The organism is Flectobacillus rivi, from assembly GCF_030056655.1.
Lineage (GTDB): Bacteria > Bacteroidota > Bacteroidia > Cytophagales > Spirosomataceae > Flectobacillus > Flectobacillus rivi.
Window position 1 is genome coordinate 1 of record NZ_JASHIE010000030.1, and the last position, 3,268, is coordinate 3,268.

The 3,268-nt window shown below is 48.1% G+C and carries 2 tRNA genes and 2 rRNA genes; all 4 read right to left on the bottom strand.

The features are described from left to right. Positions 1–1,554 (bottom strand): 23S ribosomal RNA (locus QM481_RS24745); the annotation flags it as partial. A gap of 162 nt (positions 1,555–1,716) precedes the next feature. Next, a tRNA-Ala gene (locus QM481_RS24750) sits at positions 1,717–1,790 on the bottom strand. Between the two features lie 16 nt (positions 1,791–1,806). Beyond that, positions 1,807–1,880 (bottom strand) — tRNA-Ile (locus QM481_RS24755). Positions 1,881–2,011: 131 nt separating this feature from the next. Then, a 16S ribosomal RNA gene (locus QM481_RS24760) occupies positions 2,012–3,268 on the bottom strand; the annotation flags it as partial.

The following is a 3,268-nucleotide window of genomic DNA, read 5'->3' on the forward strand; positions in this document are numbered from 1 at the left end:
AGTCACAACTTTTCTTGGAAGTTTCTTCGCTAACTCGCATCTGCCTTGCGGCTTCCACTCAGAGGCACTATTCCGTCAGTACCTGCCAACCACGAATCTCCGTCATCGTGTTTCCCTAATAGTAAGTTCAGGAATATTAACCTGATGTGCATTAGATTGTCGCTCTCGCTAGACCCTTAGCCCCCGACTAACCCTCAGTTGATTAGCATAGCTGAGGAATCCTTGACTTTTCGGCGTGGGGGTTTCTCGCCCCCATTATCGTTACTTATCCCTACATTTGCTTTTCTGATCACTCCAGCAAACCTTGTCGATTCACCTTCTTCGCTATCAGAATGCTCCCCTACCAGTATGTATAAATACATAATCCAAAGCTTCGGTACTATACTTGATGCCCGTTTATTATCGATGCCCGCCTCGCTCGACCAGTGAGCTGTTACGCACTCTTTAAATGAATAGCTGCTTCCAAGCTAACATCCTGGCTGTCTCTGCAATCAGACCTCCTTTGTTCAACTTAGTATAGATTTTGGGACCTTAACTGTTGGTCTGGGTTCTTTCCCTCTCGGACCGTGACCTTAGCACCCCGGCCCTCACTGCCGTGTATATTTCATGCCATTCAGAGTTCATCAGGATTTGGTAGGATTTGACTCCCCCTAGTCCTATTGGTAGCTTTACCTGCATGAAACTCAACCACGACGCTGTTCCTAAAAACATTTCGGGGAGTACGAGCTATTTCCCAGTTTGATTAGCCTTTCACCCCTACCCACAGCTCATCGAAATACTTTTCAACGTAAACTCGTTCGGTCCTCCAGTGTGTGTTACCACACCTTCAACCTGGCCATGGGTAGATCACAAGGTTTCGCGTCTACTCCCCCTGACTAAACGCCCTTTTCAGACTCGCTTTCGCTCCGACTCCAGATCTTAAATCCTTAATCTTGCCAGGAAGAGTAACTCGTAGGGTCATTATGCAAAAGGCACGCCGTCACAGCATCACGCTGCTCCGACCGCTTGTAAGTGTATGGTTTCAGGGTCTTTTCACCCCCCTATTCGGGGTACTTTTCACCTTTCCTTCACAGTACTCGTTCACTATCGGTCTCTTGTTAGTATTTAGCCTTACCGGATGGTGCCGGCTGATTCAAAGGGAGTTTCACCAGCTCCCCCCTACTCAGGATTCGTCTACGTCCAGATTATGTACTCTTACAGGGCTATCACCTTCTGCGGCTGAGCTTCCCAACTCATTCAAATTAAAATCTTTTCTAAAAAAACGTCCTACAACCCCGTCATTGCCGTAACAACAACGGTTTGGGCTAATCCGCGTTCGCTCGCCACTACTTACGGAATCACTTTTGTTTTCTCTTCCTCCGGGTACTTAGATGTTTCAGTTCTCCGGGTTTGCCCCACAGTGTGGTAATGGTTCTTCAAACCATTGGGTTGCCCCATTCGGAAATCTACGGATTAATTCTTTTGTGCAAATCCCCGTAGCTTATCGCAGCTTAACACGTCCTTCATCGCCTTCAAGAGCCTAGGCATCCCCCATACACCCTTAATTCACTTATGCTCTGTCGCTAAATCTCTTTAACTCTTACTCGTTTCTCTATCTTTCACAATATGTCAAGGAACTTTATACTTTCATTCAATCAATAATTAAATCAATTAAACTTCAGCAGTGTGACAAATACTCGTTCGTACTTATCTCTTCTAATCTCTAATTTCGAATTGTGGAGAATAACGGATTCGAACCGTTGACCCCCTGCGTGCAAGGCAGGTGCTCTAGCCAGCTGAGCTAATCCCCCAATTACCTTCACCCTGTGGGCCTGCGTGGACTCGAACCACGGACCTCTACATTATCAGTGTAGCGCTCTAACCACCTGAGCTACAAGCCCGCTTTACCTCTCAGTTCCACACTTCACTCTCGCAAGTGAATCTCCTTTTTTTAATACTTTTATGTCATACTCTCTTCCGAGCAAAACACTTTGAAATTTGGTAAGAAAAGTTTCCAATACGCACTCTCCAGAAAGGAGGTGTTCCAGCCACACCTTCCGGTACGGCTACCTTGTTACGACTTAGCCCCAATTACCTGTTCTACCCTAATCCCGTTCTTGACGCGGAACTTTAGGTCTACCAGACTTTCATGGCTTGACGGGCGGTGTGTACAAGGTCCGGGAACGTATTCACCGGGTCATAGCTGATACCCGATTACTAGCGATTCCAGCTTCATAGGGTCGAGTTGCAGACCCCAATCCGAACTGAGAGCGGCTTTCGAGATTGGCATCCAGTTGCCTGGTAGCTACCCTCTGTACCGCCCATTGTAGCACGTGTGTTGCCCTAGGCGTAAGGGCCATGATGACTTGACGTCGTCCCCTCCTTCCTCTCTACTTGCGTAGGCAGTCTTGCTAGAGTGCCCAACTTAACTTGATGGCAACTAACAACAGGGGTTGCGCTCGTTGCGGGACTTAACCCAACACCTCACGGCACGAGCTGACGACAGCCATGCAGCACCTTGTTTCAGGTCTTTGCAGACTAATCTATCTCTAAATTATTCCTTCACATTCTAGCCTAGGTAAGGTTCCTCGCGTATCATCGAATTAAACCACATGCTCCACCGCTTGTGCGGACCCCCGTCAATTCCTTTGAGTTTCACCGTTGCCGGCGTACTCCCCAGGTGGATGACTTAACGATTTCTCTGTACCACTCACCCCGAAGGGCAAACAGTTAGTCATCATCGTTTACAGTGTGGACTACCAGGGTATCTAATCCTGTTTGATCCCCACACTTTCGTGCATCAGCGTCAGTATCGTATTAGTAACCTGCCTACGCAATTGGAGTTCTGGATAATATCTATGCATTTCACCGCTACACTATCCATTCCAGCTACCTCATACGAACTCAAGTCTACCAGTATCAATGGCACTGCAATCGTTGAGCGACCGTCTTTCACCACTGACTTAATAAACCGCCTACGCACCCTTTAAACCCAATAAATCCGGACAACGCTCGCACCCTCCGTATTACCGCGGCTGCTGGCACGGAGTTAGCCGGTGCTTATTCTTATAGTACCGTCACCAAACCTCGCAAGGTCTCCTTCTTCCTATAAAAAAGCAGTTTACAACGCATAACGCCTTCATCCTGCACGCGGCATGGCTGGGTCAGACTTCCGTCCATTGCCCAATATTCCCTACTGCTGCCTCCCGTAGGAGTCTGGCCCGTATCTCAGTGCCAGTGTGGGGGATTATCCTCTCAGATCCCCTACCAATCATCGTCTTGGTGAGCC